12 protein-coding genes, 1 tRNA gene and 1 riboswitch are annotated in these 15,010 nt (G+C 71.8%); of the genes, 10 read left to right on the top strand and 3 right to left on the bottom strand.

The window, feature by feature from the left end; translation table 11 throughout:
• Positions 1-119 precede the first annotated feature (119 nt).
• Positions 120-1,157 carry a nucleoside triphosphate pyrophosphohydrolase gene (locus tag ACZ4WV_RS24715; protein ID WP_465750210.1) on the top strand — a complete coding sequence of 346 codons (1,038 nt, stop codon included), beginning with the start codon at positions 120-122 and terminating at the stop codon, positions 1,155-1,157.
• A 26-nt stretch (positions 1,158-1,183) separates the two neighbouring features.
• Here the strand turns inward: ACZ4WV_RS24715 and ACZ4WV_RS24710 are convergent, their stop codons facing one another.
• Entirely contained in the window at positions 1,184-1,609 is a 426-nt protein-coding gene (locus tag ACZ4WV_RS24710) for an SDR family NAD(P)-dependent oxidoreductase (protein WP_465750208.1), read from the bottom strand.
• A gap of 322 nt (positions 1,610-1,931) precedes the next feature.
• On the opposite strand from ACZ4WV_RS24710, the gene ACZ4WV_RS24705 reads away from it, so the two are divergent.
• The 7 genes from ACZ4WV_RS24705 to ACZ4WV_RS24675 all read left to right on the top strand — a co-directional run bounded on the left by ACZ4WV_RS24705 (position 1,932) and on the right by ACZ4WV_RS24675 (position 9,901).
• On the top strand, positions 1,932-3,221 hold the full coding sequence (locus tag ACZ4WV_RS24705) for a cytochrome P450 family protein (protein WP_465750206.1): 1,290 nt from the start codon (positions 1,932-1,934) through the stop codon (positions 3,219-3,221).
• Between the two features lie 210 nt (positions 3,222-3,431).
• Positions 3,432-3,597: riboswitch (cyclic di-AMP (ydaO/yuaA leader) on the top strand.
• Positions 3,598-3,601: 4 nt separating this feature from the next.
• Positions 3,602-4,393 (top strand): transglycosylase family protein, encoded by a 792-nt coding sequence (locus ACZ4WV_RS24700; RefSeq protein ID WP_465750204.1) that lies wholly within the window; start codon positions 3,602-3,604, stop codon positions 4,391-4,393.
• Between the two features lie 241 nt (positions 4,394-4,634).
• Positions 4,635-5,921, top strand: coding sequence for a phosphopyruvate hydratase (eno, locus tag ACZ4WV_RS24695; protein ID WP_465750203.1), 1,287 nt, complete (start codon positions 4,635-4,637; stop codon positions 5,919-5,921).
• A 105-nt stretch (positions 5,922-6,026) separates the two neighbouring features.
• Positions 6,027-6,527: an FtsB family cell division protein gene (locus ACZ4WV_RS24690; protein ID WP_465750201.1), complete on the top strand. Its 501-nt coding sequence runs from the start codon at positions 6,027-6,029 to the stop codon at positions 6,525-6,527.
• Complete coding sequence (locus ACZ4WV_RS24685; RefSeq protein WP_465750199.1) at positions 6,499-7,167, top strand: DUF501 domain-containing protein; 669 nt, start codon at positions 6,499-6,501, stop codon at positions 7,165-7,167. The genes ACZ4WV_RS24690 and ACZ4WV_RS24685 overlap by 29 nt, the downstream gene beginning before the upstream one ends.
• 2 nt (positions 7,168-7,169) lie before the next feature.
• Complete coding sequence (locus tag ACZ4WV_RS24680; protein ID WP_465750237.1) at positions 7,170-8,105, top strand: Ppx/GppA phosphatase family protein; 936 nt, start codon at positions 7,170-7,172, stop codon at positions 8,103-8,105.
• Between the two features lie 428 nt (positions 8,106-8,533).
• Entirely contained in the window at positions 8,534-9,901 is a 1,368-nt protein-coding gene (locus tag ACZ4WV_RS24675) for an NAD(P)/FAD-dependent oxidoreductase (RefSeq protein WP_465750197.1), read from the top strand.
• A 242-nt stretch (positions 9,902-10,143) separates the two neighbouring features.
• Here the strand turns inward: ACZ4WV_RS24675 and ACZ4WV_RS24670 are convergent, their stop codons facing one another.
• Complete coding sequence (locus ACZ4WV_RS24670) at positions 10,144-12,705, bottom strand: ABC transporter permease (RefSeq protein WP_465750195.1); 2,562 nt, start codon at positions 12,703-12,705, stop codon at positions 10,144-10,146.
• Between the two features lie 49 nt (positions 12,706-12,754).
• A complete protein-coding gene (locus ACZ4WV_RS24665; RefSeq protein WP_465750193.1) occupies positions 12,755-13,522 on the bottom strand; it encodes an ABC transporter ATP-binding protein in 768 nt (255 codons plus the stop codon).
• Between the two features lie 298 nt (positions 13,523-13,820).
• On the opposite strand from ACZ4WV_RS24665, the gene ACZ4WV_RS24660 reads away from it, so the two are divergent.
• Positions 13,821-13,905, top strand: a tRNA-Leu gene (locus tag ACZ4WV_RS24660).
• A gap of 136 nt (positions 13,906-14,041) precedes the next feature.
• On the top strand, positions 14,042-14,908 hold the full coding sequence (locus ACZ4WV_RS24655) for a Bax inhibitor-1/YccA family protein (RefSeq protein WP_465750192.1): 867 nt from the start codon (positions 14,042-14,044) through the stop codon (positions 14,906-14,908).
• Positions 14,909-15,010: the final 102 nt, after the last annotated feature.

Raw genomic sequence — 15,010 nt, 5'->3', positions numbered from 1 at the left:
GTTTTCAGTCTTCCACCCGCGGACGACCAAAACCCCCGCCCCCCCCCCCCCCCCGCCCCCCCCCCCCCCCCCCCCCCCCCCCCCCGCCGTCCTGCTGCCCGGGCGGGTAGTTTCGAGGTGTGACGACGAATGCTCTGCCGACGGACACTCCGGGCGCGAAGTTGATCCTGTTGACCACCACCCACCGGGTGGCCCCCGGGCTGCTGGCCTGGCCGGCCTGGGAGGCTTTGCGCTCGGCGGGCCGGGTGCTGACGGCGGACGAACGGCACCCGCAGCTCGCCGCGGTGCGGCAGGCCGGGGTGGCGGTCGAGGCGGTGGCGGCGGAGTCGGCGCCGGCCCTGGCACGGCTGCTGACCGGGCAGCCGGCCGGGACGGGGCCGACGGTCTGGCTGGGGAGCCCGGACGGGGACCCGGGACTGACCGACGCGCTGGCCCGGCTGGCGGTGGAGCGGGCCGGCGAGGTGCCGGAGATCGAGGTGCTGCCGGGCTCGTACGACCTGCCCGGGTCGCGGCTGCTGGACCTGGTGTCGGTGATGGACCGGCTGCGCTCGCCCGGCGGGTGCCCCTGGGACGCCGAGCAGACGCACGAGAGCCTGGTGAAGTACCTGGTCGAGGAGGCGTACGAGCTGGTCGAGGCGATCGAGGAGGGGGACCGGGACACCCTGCGCGAGGAGCTGGGCGACGTGCTGCTGCAGGTGTTCTTCCACTCCCGGATCGCCGAGGAGCACCCCACCGGGCCGTTCACGATCGACGACGTGGCCGGGGACATCGTGGAGAAGCTGGTGTACCGGCACCCGCACGTGTTCGGGGACGTGGAGGCCGAGGGCGCCGCCGAGGTGGAGGCGAACTGGGAGCAGCTGAAGGCGGCCGAGAAGGCGGACCGGGAGTCCGTGCTGGACGGCGTGCCGGCCGGGCTGCCGTCGCTGGCGTACGCGGCGAAGCTGGTGTCCCGGGTGCGCCGGGCGGGGTTCGAGGGCGTGCCGGACGAGCCGTACGAGCTGCCGGCGGAGCTGACCGCCGAATCGGCGGGCCGACTGCTGCTCGCGGTGGCGCAACGGGCGCACGACGCCGGGGTGGACGTGGACGCGGCGCTGCGCTCGGCCGCGCGCGGCTACCGGGAGGCGGTGCGCGCGGCCGAGGGGCTCAAGCCGGAGTAGCGGGCCTGAAGCCGCGGTGGAGGGCGTCAGGCCGCGGTGGCGGTGTGCTCGGCCGGGCGCCGCTGCTGCGGGACGAGCTCGCCGATGGCCTCGCCGACCAGGGCGACGAGTTCGGCGAGGCGCTCCAGGTCGAGCTGGGCGTCCAGATCGGCGAGGGAGACGATCCGCTCGCCGTTCGGGCCGGCCACGCAGAAGAGGTCGATCGGCCCGAGGTGCTTCTCGGCGGTGTCGACCAGGGCGGCGACGTCGCTGGGCCGGTGGATGTCACCGGCGACGCCGACGACGGGGCAGCCGGGCCGGTCGAGTTCGGCGGCGAGGTCCTCGGCGACACCGACGTCGGTGTCGGCGATCAGCATCCCGGCGGCGCCGGCCGCCGTGAACCGGCGGGCGAGGTCGGCTCCCGAACCGCCGTCGAGCACCGCGATGACGACGACTGCCCCGCTGACCCGCATGGTCTGCTCCTCCCTGTGGGCGACACCGCACCGGCGCCCACGCACACTGCGGAGGATCGTAGGCACGACCTGACCCTCCGCAACAGGGATTACCCCTCAGGTGACCAGGCTCACGCCCGCCACCCGGCCAAGCTCTGTCCAAGAGCTGTCCACGGCCCGTCCACGGCCCGTCCACGGAGCGTTGGCGCGCCGCTCGCGCGCCGTTGACGGACGGCTCGCGCCCCCGCCGCGCTCCGCCTGCGATCGACTCGGGACCCACCCGCGCGCCGCGGCGGACCGCCGGCGTTCCGGGCCCGCCCGGGACAGCGGTTACGGTCGACCCATGCCTGCTCAGCCCGACGCCGCCCAGCCCGCCCCGCAGCTCTTCACCTGGGAGTTCGCCGCCGACCCGTACCCGGCGTACGCCTGGCTGCGCGAGCACGCCCCGGTGCACCGCACCACGCTGCCGAGCGGCGTGGACGCCTGGCTGGTGACGCGGTACGCGGACGCCCGGCAGGCGCTCGCGGACAGCCGGCTGTCGAAGAACCCGGCGCACCACAGCGGGCAGGCGCACCGCACCGGCCGGGTCGGCATCCCGGGGGAGCGGCAGGCGGACCTGATGACCCACCTGCTGAACATCGACCCGCCGGACCACACCCGGCTGCGCCGCCTGGTGTCCAAGGCGTTCACCCCGCGCCGGGTGGCCGAGTTCGAGCCGCGGGTGCAGCAGCTCACCGACCGGCTGATCGACCGCTTCGCGCAGCGCGGCTCGGCCGACCTGATCCACGAGTTCGCCTTCCCGCTCCCCATCTACGCGATCTGCGACATGCTGGGCGTCCCGGCCGAGGACCAGGACGACCTCCGGGACTGGGCGGGCATGATGATCCGCCACCAGGGCGGGCAGCGCGGGGGCGTGGGACGGGCGGTCAAGCGCATCCGCGCCTACCTGGTGGACCTCATCCACCGCAAGCGCGCCGACCTCGGTGAGGACCTGATCTCCGGTCTCATCCGGGCCAGCGACCACGGCGAGCACCTGACGGAGAACGAGGCCGCCGCGATGTGCTTCGTGCTGATCTTCGCCGGGTTCGAGACGACCATCAACCTGATCGGCAACGGGACGTACGCACTCCTGCGCAACCCGGGCCAGCGGGCACTGCTGCAGGAGTCGGTGGCGCGCGGGGAGACCGCCCTGCTGGAGACCGGGATCGAGGAACTGCTGCGCTACGACGGGCCGGTGGAGCTGGCGACCTGGCGGTTCGCGACCAGCCCGCTGACCATCGGCGGGGTGGACATCCCGGTCGGCGACCCGGTGCTGGTGGTGCTGGCGGCGGCCGACCGCGACCCGGCCCGGTTCGCGGCCGAGAACACCCTCGACCTGGCCCGGGCGGACAATCCCCACCTGGGCTTCGGGCACGGCATCCACTACTGCATCGGCGCCCCGCTGGCCCGGCTCGAAGGGCGATCCGCCCTGGCCACGCTGCTTTCGCGGCTGCCTGATCTCCGACTGGCCGAGAGTCCGGAGAACCTGCGCTGGCGGGGCGGTCTGATCATGCGTGGATTGCGCGAACTTCCGGTCGAATTCAGTCCTGAGGCGAGGTCACCGCACGCCGGTCCTGAGGCTCCGAGATGCTGACGGCAGGTCGCTGGCCCATGGCTCAGGTCGGTATGAAGGCCTATCAAACCGGACAAACAGCCGCTGCTGGTAGGCGATTGATCACATGCCGTGATTTCCATGTGATATCTGCGATATGAGCTTGTGATCGGTCTGAGGATCTGTCTAGTCTCCGGGGAGTTCGCAGCTGCGGACCCCGTGCGCGGGACGCCGAATCCTGCCCGCCGCGTCACGGGAAACCGACCAGAACCCTGGGCAGGGGCGGGGGAACCAGGTTTGTTGCCGTCCCCACGGCTTGGGGTGAAGCCGCCCGAGCGGAACGTTTCCGCGTACGGCGGCCGGGCCACCTCCCGGTCCGAACCCGACAGCTCACCTCGCAGGCGTGCGGAGAGGGACCCTTCATGCTGTTCGTTGGAACCGGCCGTCACCGTCGTCGCACCCAGACCGAGAAGGCCATCGCCGTGGCCGGCGTGGCCGGCGTCGGACTCGCACTGCCGCTCCTCACCGCCACCGGTGCCTCCGCCGCCCCGGCCTCCGCCTGGGACTCCGTCGCCCAGTGCGAGAGCGGCGGCAACTGGAGCATCAACACCGGCAACGGCTTCTACGGCGGCCTGCAGTTCACCTCCAGCACCTGGCAGGCGTACGGCGGCACCGCGTACGCGCCGCAGGCCAACCAGGCCGGCAAGGCCCAGCAGATCGCGGTCGCCGAGAAGGTGCTGGCCTCCCAGGGCCCGGGCGCCTGGCCGGTCTGCTCGAAGAAGGCGGGCCTGACCAAGGGCGGCGCCCCGGCCGTCGTCGACACCTCGTCGGACGCCGCTCGGTCCGCCCCGCAGCAGCGGGCCCCCCAGCAGCAGAGCCCCAAGCAGCAGGCCCCCAAGGCGGCCGCGAAGCCCGCCCAGAAGCCCGCCCAGTCGTACGCGCCGAAGCACGCCGCCCCCCAGCAGGCCGAGCAGCCCGCCGAGCAGCCGGTCCAGCAGTACGCCCCGAAGCACGCCGCCCCGCGCGCCGGCCAGCCGGCCCAGGCCGCCCCGGCCGGCCACGACTACACCGTGCGCTCCGGTGACACCCTGTCGACCATCGCCGCCGCCCAGGGCGTGTCCGGCGGCTGGCAGGCGCTGTACGACGGCAACCGCGCCACCGTCGGCGGCGACCCGGACCTGATCATGCCCGGCCAGGTGCTGCACCTCGGCTGAGGCCCGGTGAGGGGGCCGGCCGACGGGCCGGCCCCTTCGTCCGCATTCGTCCGCGCCCGGGGGGACAAGCTGGGACAAGCAGGTGAACTACCGGGGGGTAGCAGGGCCACACGCTGAGACGGGACCGAGGCCAACGTGGCCCCGGGAGCCCGGGCGGTTAGGCTCTGGTCGTAACGACTCCGCAATCGTCCGCCGACATCACCACCGTCAGCCGGACCCTGCTTCCGCAAGGAGATGCCTCGTGCCGTCCATCGATGTCGTCGTAGCCCGTGAGATCCTCGACTCCCGCGGCAACCCCACGGTCGAGGTCGAGGTCGGCCTCGACGACGGCAGCACGGGTCGTGCCGCTGTCCCGTCCGGTGCCTCGACCGGCGCCTTCGAGGCCCTGGAGCTGCGCGACGGCGACAAGAACCGCTACTTCGGCAAGGGCGTCGAGAAGGCCGTCCTGGCCGTCATCGAGCAGATCGGCCCCGAGCTCGTCGGCTACGACGCCACCGAGCAGCGCCTGATCGACCAGGCCATGCTCGACCTGGACGCCACCCCGGACAAGTCCTCGCTCGGCGCCAACGCCATCCTGGGCGTCTCGCTGGCCGTCGCGCACGCCGCCTCCGAGGCCAGCGACCTGCCGCTGTTCCGCTACCTGGGCGGCCCGAACGCGCACGTCCTGCCCGTCCCGATGATGAACATCCTCAACGGCGGCTCGCACGCGGACTCCAACGTCGACATCCAGGAGTTCATGATCGCCCCGATCGGCGCGGAGTCCTTCTCCGAGGCCGTCCGCTGGGGCGTCGAGGTCTACCACACCCTCAAGGGCGTGCTGAAGGAGCGCGGCCTGTCCACCGGCCTCGGCGACGAGGGCGGCTTCGCGCCGAACCTGGACAGCAACCGCGAGGCCCTGGACCTGATCACCGAGGCCATCCAGAAGGCCGGCTACGTGCCCGGCCGCGACATCGCGCTGGCCCTGGACGTCGCCGCCTCCGAGTTCCACCAGGACGGCGCCTACCAGTTCGAGGGCAAGTCCCTCTCGTCCGCCGAGCTCATCGAGTACTACGCCGAGCTGGTCGCCGCCTACCCGCTGGTCTCCATCGAGGACCCGCTGGACGAGTCGGACTGGGACGGCTGGAAGGCCATGACCGTCAAGCTGGGCGACAAGGTCCAGCTGGTCGGCGACGACCTGTTCGTCACCAACCCGCAGCGCCTGGCCAAGGGCATCGAGACCGGCACCGCCAACGCGCTGCTGGTGAAGGTGAACCAGATCGGTTCGCTCACCGAGACCCTGGACGCCGTCGAGCTGGCCCAGCGCAACGGCTACCGCTGCATGATGTCGCACCGCTCCGGTGAGACCGAGGACGTCACCATCGCCGACCTGGCCGTCGCCACCAACTGCGGCCAGATCAAGACCGGCGCCCCGGCCCGCTCCGAGCGCGTCGCCAAGTACAACCAGCTGCTGCGCATCGAGGAGATCCTCGACGACGCCGCCGAGTACGCCGGCCGCGGTGCGTTCCCGCGCTTCCGCGCCGCGGAGTGATGAGCACCGCGAGCACGCGGGCCGAGCACGCCTGACCGGTGCCCCGCCGTTCACCCCGTAGGGTTGACGGCGGGGCACCGTCGCGACCAGGAGGGGATACGGGAGATGGCTGGCTGGAGGATCCCGGGCTTGGCGGCCCGGCCCCGGTTCACGAGCCGGGCGACCGTCCTCGTCCTGGTGCTCTGCTCACTGGCGGCGATCCTCGCCTACCCGACGCGGCAGTTCATCTCCCAGCGCGCCGAGATCTCCGCCCAGCGGGCGAAGGCCGACCACGCGCGCCAGCAGGTCGAGCAGCTGCGCCGGGACAAGGCCCGCTGGCAGGACCCGGAGTACGTCAAGGCGCAGGCCCGCGCCCGGCTGCACTACGCGGTGCCGGGGGAGACCCCGTACATCGCGGTAGACCCGGCCGGTTCGGTCGCCCGCCCCTCCGCGCCCGCCGCACCCGCCTCCTCCGGCGGTTCGGCCAAGGCCGACAAGCCCTGGTACGCCAGCATCTGGGACTCGGTGGACGCCGCCGACGCCGCCGACGTCGCCGCACCGGCCCCCGCGACCCCCCGTCCGCTCCCCCCGTCCTCCGTTGGAGACCCCACCCCCCATGACCACTGAGAACCACCCCGCCGTCTCCGACGCCGACGTCGCGGCCATCGCCGCCCAGCTCGGCCGGGTGCCGCGCGGCCTGCGCGGTGTCGCGCACCGCTGCCCCTGCGGCAACCCCGACGTCGTGGAGACGGCCCCCCGGCTGCCGGACGGCACGCCGTTCCCGACGCTGTACTACCTGACCTGTCCCAAGGCCGCCTCGCTGATCGGCACCCTGGAGGCGGACGGCGTGATGAAGGAGCAGTCCGCCCGGCTCGCCGAGGACCCGGAGCTCGCCGCCGCCTACCAGAAGGCGCACGAGGACTACATCGCCCGGCGCGACGCGATCGAGGTGCTGGAGGGCTTCCCGAGCGCCGGCGGCATGCCGGACCGGGTGAAGTGCCTGCACGTGCTGGTCGGCCACTCGCTGGCGGCCGGCGAGGGCGTCAACCCGCTCGGCGACGAGGCGCTCGGCATGCTGGAGGACTGGTGGGCCAAGGGCCCGTGCGTCTCCCCGGCCGAGGTCGAGGCGGCCGGGGAGCGGGTCGCCCGCAACCGCGCCAAGGAACAGGACCACGAGGCCGTGATCGCGGCCAAGCAGCGGAAGGCGGCCGAGCGCGCCGCCAAGAAGCGCGCCGCCGGGGAAGCCGCCGAGCAGGAGTCCGAGTGACCATGACGCGTGTGGCCGCGATCGACTGCGGCACCAACTCGATCCGCCTGCTGGTCGCCGACCTGGACCCGGAGACCGGCGCGATCACCGACCTCGACCGCCGGATGCAGATCAACCGGCTGGGCCAGGGCGTGGACCGGACCGGCCGGCTGCACCCGGACGCGCTGGCCCGCACCTTCGCGGCCTGCCGGGAGTACCGGGAGATCATCACCGGTTTCGGGGTGGGCCCCGAGCGCATCCGCTTCGTGGCCACCAGCGCCTCCCGGGACGCCGAGAACAGCGACGAGTACGTCAAGGGCGTGCGCGACATCCTGGGCGTCGAGCCCGAGGTGGTGAGCGGCGAGGAGGAGGCGCACCTCTCCTTCGTCGGCGCCACCAAGGAGCTGACCGGCGGACAGTTCCCGGCGCCGTACCTGGTGTTCGACCTCGGCGGCGGCTCGACCGAGTTCGTGCTCGGCGGGACGGACGTGCAGGCGGCGCGCTCGGTGGACATCGGCTGCGTGCGGCTGACCGAGCGCCACTTCGGCGGCGCCGAGCTGCCCTCCGAGGAGCAGATCGCCGAGGCCCGGGCCCATGTGCGGGCCGAGCTGGACAAGGCCGAGGAGGTGGTCCCGCTGACCGGCGCGGCCACCCTGGTGGGTCTCGCCGGCACGGTCACCACCGTGTCCGCGATCGCCCAGGAGCTGCCCGAGTACGACGGCGAGCGGATCCACCACTCCCGGATCAGCCGCGAGCGGGTCGCCGAGATCGCCCGTGACCTGCTCGCCGCCACCCACGCCGAGCGCGCGGCCATCCCGTCGATGCACCCGGGCCGGGTGGACGTGATCGCGGCCGGGGCGCTGGAGCTGCTGGAGATCATGGAGCGGACCGGCGCCGCCGAGGTGGTCGTGAGCGAGCACGACATCCTGGACGGCATCGCCTGGAGTATGGCCTCCTGACGGTACGCAGGGCTTACCGAACCGGCCCCGGCGCCCCTGGCGGGGTACCGGGGCCGGGGCGCGCCCGAGCCCGGGCGGGAATGTTCGTGAATTTCTTCACATGGCGATCCAGTCATTCGTCGCACCCGGGGGCCCGCTACGCCCGAATTGTGAGACCGAAGGCCGGTCGCCGTTCCGGCCCGCTGGATCGCAGGTCAGGCTTCGTTCGGAGTTTGAAAATCGAATTCACGCGCGGGAACCCGGGCACTGTGCGGATCGTTGCTGCTCAGCAGGGTGGTGCTCCGGCGCGTGTTCCCGGCGCCCTCCCGGGGCCTGTGAGCCGCCGTCCGGCGGCCGTTTTTGCGGGCGCGGAGTATAGCACGGGGTGTCCATGAGCTTGTGACCGGGCTCACGAAGGGTGCTCCGAACGGTGCTGGATACTTTCGGATATGAGCACCACGGAGCGTCCTCGCATCCTCATTGTCGGCGGTGGTTACGTCGGCCTGTATGCCGCGATGCGCATCCTCAAGAAGATGCGTTACGGCGAAGCGACCGTCACGGTCGTGGACCCGCGGTCGTACATGACGTACCTGCCCTTCCTCCCCGAGGCGGCCGGCGGCAACGTCGCGCCCCGCAACCTCGTCGCGCCGCTGCGCAGCGCCCTCAAGAAGGCGGAGGTGCTGACCGGGTCCGTCACCGGTATCGACCACGCCCGCAAGGTCGCCACCATCCAGCCCGCGGCGGGCGACAGCTACGAGCTGCCCTTCGAGTACCTGGTCGTCGCGACCGGCTCGGTCTCCCGCACCTTCCCGATCCCGGGTCTGGCGGAGAACGGCATCGGCATGAAGACGGTCGAGGAGGCCATCGGCCTCCGCAACCACGTCATGGCCCAGCTCGACAAGGCCGAGTCCACCACGGACGAGGAGATCCGCCGCAAGGCGCTGACCTTCGTCGTCATCGGCGGTGGCTTCGCGGGCGTCGAGACGATCGCCGAGATCGAGGACATGGCGCGCGACGCGTCGAAGCTGTACAAGACCGTCAGCCGTGACGACATGCGCTTCGTCATGGTTGAGGCGGCCAACCGCATCCTCCCCGAGGTCGGCCCGGACCTGGGTCTGTGGACCAAGGAGAAGCTCGAGGAGCGGAAGATCGAGGTCTACATCGAGACCTCGATGGACTCCTGCGTCGACGGCCACGTCATGCTGAAGAACGGCATGGAGATGGACGCCTCCACCATCGTGTGGACGGCCGGCGTGAAGCCGAACCCGGTGCTGGCCGAGTTCGGCCTGCCGCTGGGCCCGCGCGGCCACGTCGACACCGCGCCGACCCTGCAGGTCCAGGGCTTCGACTACGTCTGGGCCGCCGGGGACAACGCCCAGGTGCCGGACCTCGCCGCCGGCGAGGGCGCCTGGTGCCCGCCGAACGCGCAGCACGCCTGCCGCCAGGCCGTCGTCCTGGGTGACAACGTGATCTCCGGCATGCGGGGCTTCCCGCAGAAGGAGTACAAGCACAAGAACCTGGGTGCGGTCGCCGGCCTCGGCCTGCACAAGGGCGTCGCCATCCTGTTCGGCAAGGTCAAGCTGAAGGGCCGTCTGGCCTGGTGGTTCCACCGTGCCTACCACGGCGCGATGGTCCCGACCTTCAACCGCAAGGTCCGCGTCTTCACCGACTGGACCCTCGCGATGTTCCTGAAGCGCGAAATGGTCGGCCTCGCCCAGATGGAGCGGCCGCAGCTGCCGATCCAGGAGGTCACGCCGCCCACCAAGCCCGTCGAGGTCGCCAAGCCGGCCGCCGACAAGGAGCTCGCCAGCAAGTAAGCGACCGGACCCCGGTGTGGGAGCGCCGGGGTATGAGTCGGAGGCCCTCCGCCCGGCAGTGACGCCGGACCACGACCTCCGTGGTGCTCAGCCGGCCGTGCGACCGGGCGGAGTACAGAAGTACCGCAACAGAGGAGCCCCTGCCGAAACCCTCCGGCAGGGGCTCCTCGTTGTTCGCCCGCTCGGGCGTTCGCCCGGTCGCCTCCGGGGCGCTCCGGCGCCCCTTCGGCTCGGGGCGGGAGTCAGTCGGTCTTGATGCTCGACAGGATGTCCAGCCCGGCGGCCCGGCGGGCCGGCCAGATCGCGGCCACCAGGCCGACCAGCCCGGCCAGCGCCAGGAACAGCGCCAGCTGGCCGTACGGCAGGACGGTGGTCAGCCCGGCCAGGCTGGACTTCAGCGTCCCGTTGATCGCCCAGGCGATGAAGCAGCCGAGTAGCAGGCCGACCCCGGCGCCGAAGAGCGAGATCACCACCGACTCCAGGCGGACCATCCGCTTGATGCCCCGGCGGTCCAGGCCGATCGCCCGCAGCATCCCGATCTCGCGCTTCCGCTCGAACACCGACATCGCCAGCGTGTTGATCACGCCCAGGACCGCGATCAGGACCGCCATCCCCAGCAGGCCGTACATCAGGTTCAGCGCGAAGGTGATGACCTGGCTGAACTCGTCCCGGACGTCCTGCTTGGACTTGACCTCGATCACCGGGTTGGCGCCGGTGGCGTCCTTGATGGCCTGCTTGAGCTCGGCGGTGGCGCCGTCCTTGCCCTTCACCAGCACGTCGGTGACGTACGGCTTGGGCTCGTGCTTGGCGATCTCGCTGTTGGCCAGCAGGACCGGGCCGAGCATGCCGCCCTTCTCGTACACGCCGCCCACGGTGAGCCGGCCGGTGGAGCCGTCCGGGAAGGAGGCGGTCATCGCCGAACCGGTGGTGACGCCGAACTTGGCGGCGACGTCCTGGTCGACCAGCAGCTGGCCGTTGCCGAGCGCGGCCGTGGAGCCGCTGGTCAGCTTGACCTCGGCGAGCCGGTCGAAGGCGTCCGCGTCCAGACCGGTGATCGACTTGGTGGTGCCGTCGAGCTTCCAGTACGCGGCGGTCATCGGAGAGGACGCCGCCACCCCGGGCGCCTTGGCGATCTGGGCGGGCACCTGCCCGGACAGGTTCATGCCGTTGGCGGCCGAGACGATGTAGTCGGACTTCATCGACCTGGTGACGGCCCGGTCGACGGTGTCGCCGACCGAGGTGCCGATCACCGTGAGGCCGGTGACCAGGGTCAGCCCGATGGTGAGCGCGGCGGCGGTGGCCGCGGTGCGGCGGGGGTTGCGCACGGCGTTCTGCTGGGCGAGCTTGCCCGGGGTGCCGCCGAGCCCCCGCAGCAGCGGGCCGACCAGCGCGACCACCGGGCGGGAGAGCAGCGGCAGCAGGACGAACACGCCGATCAGGGCCAGGAAGGCGCCCGCGCCGACGGGCAGTCGGCCGGAGTCGTTGCCGGTGGACGCGCCGTAGCCGATCAGCGCGAGGCCACCGCCCGCGAGCACCGAGCCGATGGTGTTGCGGACCACCAGGCTCTTCTGGCTGGTCGGCTGGTCGCCGCTGCTCATCGCGGCGACCGGCGCGATCCGGGCGGCGCGCAGCGCGGGCAGCAGGGCCGACAGCACCGTCACCAGGACGCCGACCACGACGGTCACCACGACGGTGAGCGGCTTGATCACCAGCGAGCCGCTCGGCATGTCCTCGTTCAGCGCGCCGATCAGGGACTGCATCCCGGCGCCGATCCCGACCCCGGCCAGCAGACCGGCCGCCGCGGAGACGGTGCCGATCAGCAGGGCCTCGATCAGCACGGAGCGGGTTACCTGCTTGCGGCTGGCGCCGATGGCCCGCAGCAGCGCGAGCTCCCTGGTGCGCTGGGCGACCAGCATGGTGAAGGTGTTGGCGATGATGAAGATGCCGACGAAGAGCGAGATGAAGGCGAAGACCAGCAGCATCGTGCGCATGGCGTCGGTGCTCCGGGCGATCTGCGCCTGCTCGTCGGCCTGGAGCGTGGCACCGGTCTTGATGACGAACTGGTGGTCGGACGGGATCCTGGGCGCGGCCTGGGCGAGCAGTGCGTCCTCGGAGGTGCCGGGCTTGGTGGTGAGCACGATGCTGCTGTAGCGGCCCGGCTCCTGCAGCAGCGTCTGCTGGGCGGTGGCCTTGTCGAACAGCGTGAGCGTGCCGCCGGTGTTCACCACCGGGTCGTCGGTGGTGAAGACCCCGGTGAGCCGGGCCTCGATCACCGGCCCGTTGACGGCGACCCGGACGGTGTCGCCGACCTTGTACCCCGCCCGGTCGGCGGTCTTGCGGTCGAGGGCTATCTCCTTGGCGTTCTTCGGGCCCTGGCCCTCGACCATCGGGTAGCGCGGGTCCCTGCCGTCCTGGCCGGGCGCGAAGTTGGCGCCCCGGGCGGCCCAGACCTGGCCGATCAGGTCGCCCTTGCGGTCCGCGACCCCGGTGAAGCCGCTGACCACGCCGCGGGCGCTCGCGGCGCCGGGCAGGGCGGCCAACCGCTGGACGGTGGCGTCGTCGAGGACGGTCGGGCTGCTCTCGCTCTTCTGCCTGGCGGAGGCGTCGGAGGCGGCCGCGTTGTCCACGACCTGGACCGACACGTCCGAGTAGCTCTTGGAGTCGCTGTCCCGCAGGGCCTTGCCGAAGGTGTCGGAGAAGACCATGGTGCCCGCGACGAAGGCGGTGCCGAGCATCACGGCCAGTGCCGTCATCAGGAGCCGGCCCTTGTGGGCCAGCACGTTGCGCAGAGCGGTGCGATACATGAGGTGTCCTGGGAAGGTTCGTTGAGGCGGGCTGGGGGCCGGTGGGGTGTCAGCTGGTGCGGCCCTTGGCCTCGAAGCGGCGCATGCGGTCCAGGACGGTGTCGGCGGTGGGGGCGTGGAGTTCGTCGACGATGCGGCCGTCGGCGAGGAAGACGACGCGGTCGGCGTAGGAGGCGGCGACCGGGTCGTGGGTGACCATGACGACGGTCTGGCCGAGTTCGCGCACGGAGTTGCGCAGGAAGGCGAGGATCTCGGCGCCGGAGCGGGAGTCGAGGTTGCCGGTGGGTTCGTCGGCGAAGATGATGTCCGGCCTTCCGGCGAGGGCGCGGGCGCAGGCGACGCGCTGCTGCTGGCCGCCGGAGAGCTGGGAGGGGCGGTGGCTGAGGCGGCCGGAGAGGCCGACGGTGTCGACGACGCAGTCGAGCCAGGCCTGGTCGACCTTGCGGCCGGCGATGTCCATGGGGAGGGTGATGTTCTCCAGGGCGGTGAGGGTGGGCAGGAGGTTGAAGGCCTGGAAGACGAAGCCGATGTGGTCGCGGCGCAGTTGGGTGAGCTGCTTGTCCTTGAGGCCGACGAGTTCGGTGTCGCCGATGGTGGTGGAGCCGGAGGAGACGGTGTCGAGGCCGGCCATGCAGTGCATGAGGGTGGACTTGCCGGAGCCGGAGGGGCCCATGATGGCGGTGAACTCGCCCTGGGGGAACACGACGCTGACGTCGTCGAGGGCGACGACGCGGGTCTCGCCCTCCCCGTAGACCTTGTTCAGGCCGGTGGCGCGGGCGGCCGCGGTGCGGACGGCGGTTGCGGTCGACGTGGTCACGGGGGGTTCTCCTTGCTGGCTGACTGACGCGTACCTCCATGCTCCGCTACGTGATCATGGTCTGGCGTCGCTCCGCCGGACGGTTGGCCCGACCGCCGCCGGGCGTACGGGAGGGGCGGTGCCCTCCTCCTGCGGTATGAGGGCAACCCTGAGGCGGGCTCGATGGCCGGATCGGTGTGCTTCGTGGCCGAAATCTCGAACTGTTCGTCAGATAGCAAGGAAACATGACAACTTCCCGGGCCGGGAACATGCGAAAGGATGAGCCGGGCGACTAGGCTCAGGGGTGCTTTCGCGGGACGCCCGGATGGTGGAACGCAGACACGGGCAGCTTAAAACTGCTTGGCCGCGAGGCCGTGCCGGTTCGAGTCCGGCTCCGGGCACCACTCGACCGCGGGGGCGCCGTCGGCGTCCCCGCCGGGCGCCGTTCAGCGGATCCTCCTCGCGGCGTATCCCGAATTCTTTGCCAAGCCATTACCCTGGTGGGCGAGCGGCGCAGTACCGCCACGGAGGGAATGAGCAATGAGAAGCAGCAACCCGGTCTTCTCGCGGGAGGGGTCCTTCACCCGCGAGCCCGGCTACGCGGGGTTCGGTACCACCGCCCAGGCCGGGAGTCCGTACGGAAACCCCTACGCGGGCACCCCCTACGCCCAGCCGCAGGGACACGGCCCGCTGACGGACGAGCAGCTCCGCCAGATGTACGACGGGCCGTCGGCCGGCCCGGCGGCCACCGGGCGGATGACGCTCGACGACGTGGTCGCCCGTACCGCCATGACGCTGCTCACCCTGGTCGCCGCCGGCGCGGTGGCCTGGTTCGCGCTGCCCTTCGAGAACTACGGCTTCGCGATCGCCGCAAGCGTGGTGGCCATGGTGGTCGGCCTGGTGGCCTCCTTCAAGCGCAGCGTCAGCCCGCCGCTGATCCTGCTGTACGCGGCTCTCCAGGGCTTCGCGATGGGCGCGTGGTCGCACGCCCTGAACACCATCCTGAACGGCATCGTGATCCAGGCGGTGCTGGGCACGGCGGCGGTCTTCGGAGCGATGCTGTTCGCCTACAAGAGCGGCAGGATCCGGGTCACCGCGCGCTACACCCGGATCGGCATCGCGGTCGCCCTGGGCTTCGTGCTGCTGATGCTGGTCAACGTCCTCGCGACGGCCTTCGGCGCCGACATGGGCCTGCGCTCGGGCCCGCTGGGCATCGTGGTCGGCCTGATCGGCATCGGTCTCGGCGCGTTCTTCCTGTCGCTGGACTTCGCGGAGATCGAGACGGCCATCGCCCAGGGCGCTCCGCAGCGCGAGTCCTGGCGGGCCGCCTTCGGGCTGACCCTCTCGCTGGTCTGGATCTACATGGAGATGCTGCGGCTGATCGCCATCCTGCGCGGTGACGACTGACCCACGCCCTCGCGTCCACCACTGCCGGCGGGGGGCGGGGGGGGGGGGGCGGGGGGGGGGGGGGGGGGGGGGGGTTCTTTGCGTCCGGAGGGGGAACCCCGT

This window comes from Kitasatospora sp. NPDC029312, assembly GCF_055569215.1.
This window is presented reverse-complemented; position numbering and strand designations above follow the sequence as displayed.

Excerpts from the sequence above, each read along its gene's own strand:
- ACZ4WV_RS24710 (WP_465750208.1), bottom strand. The coding sequence starts at position 1,609 with ATGCGGGTCAGCGGGGCAGTCGTCGTCATCGCGGTGCTCGACGGCGGT.
- ACZ4WV_RS24705 (WP_465750206.1), top strand. The coding sequence starts at position 1,932 with ATGCCTGCTCAGCCCGACGCCGCCCAGCCCGCCCCGCAGCTCTTCACC.
- ACZ4WV_RS24700 (WP_465750204.1), top strand. The coding sequence starts at position 3,602 with ATGCTGTTCGTTGGAACCGGCCGTCACCGTCGTCGCACCCAGACCGAG.
- ACZ4WV_RS24690 (WP_465750201.1), top strand. The coding sequence starts at position 6,027 with ATGGCTGGCTGGAGGATCCCGGGCTTGGCGGCCCGGCCCCGGTTCACG.
- ACZ4WV_RS24680 (WP_465750237.1), top strand. The coding sequence starts at position 7,170 with ATGACGCGTGTGGCCGCGATCGACTGCGGCACCAACTCGATCCGCCTG.
- ACZ4WV_RS24675 (WP_465750197.1), top strand. The coding sequence starts at position 8,534 with ATGAGCACCACGGAGCGTCCTCGCATCCTCATTGTCGGCGGTGGTTAC.
- ACZ4WV_RS24670 (WP_465750195.1), bottom strand. The coding sequence starts at position 12,705 with ATGTATCGCACCGCTCTGCGCAACGTGCTGGCCCACAAGGGCCGGCTC.
- ACZ4WV_RS24655 (WP_465750192.1), top strand. The coding sequence starts at position 14,042 with ATGAGAAGCAGCAACCCGGTCTTCTCGCGGGAGGGGTCCTTCACCCGC.